A 681-nucleotide genomic window follows, 5' to 3' on the forward strand; every position below is an offset into this window, starting at 1 on the left:
TCAGGGGTAGGGGAGCGTTGAATGCGGGTTGAAGGTGTACCGGAAGGAGCGCTGGACTGCATTCAAGTGAGAATGCCGGTATGAGTAACGAAAAGATCTGTGAGAATCAGATCCGCCGAAAGCCTAAGGGTTCCTGAGGAAGGTTCGTCCGCTCAGGGTAAGTCGGGACCTAAGGCGAGGCCGATAGGCGTAGTCGAAGGACAACAGGTAGAAATTCCTGTACCACCGTAATCCGTTATGAGCGATGGGGTGACGCAGTAGGGTAGTGACGCGGACTGATGGATGTCCGTCCAAGCAGTGAGGCTGGTGTGTAGGCAAATCCGCACATCGTAAGGCTGGGCTGTGATGGGGAGCGAAAATTGCAGTAGCGAAGGTCATGATCTCAGACTGCCAAGAAAAGCCTCTAGCCAGGAGAAGGTGCCCGTACCGCAAACCGACACAGGTAGGCGAGAAGAGAATTCTAAGGCGCGCGGAAGAACTCTCGTTAAGGAACTCGGCAAAATGACCCCGTAACTTCGGGAGAAGGGGTGCCTCGGTAGGGTGAATAGCCCGAGGGGGCCGCAGTGAAAAGGCCCAAGCGACTGTTTAGCAAAAACACAGGTCTGTGCGAAGCCGCAAGGCGAAGTATACGGGCTGACGCCTGCCCGGTGCTGGAAGGTTAAGGGGAGTGGTTAGCTCTTT

General features: G+C 55.4%; 1 rRNA gene. It reads left to right on the plus strand.

Annotated features, from left to right (window positions below):
* Positions 1–681 (plus strand): 23S ribosomal RNA (locus tag JO375_RS15900); the annotation flags it as partial.

The sequence above is a fragment of the Paenibacillus farraposensis genome, assembly GCF_020736845.1.
GTDB lineage: Bacteria > Bacillota > Bacilli > Paenibacillales > Paenibacillaceae > Paenibacillus > Paenibacillus farraposensis.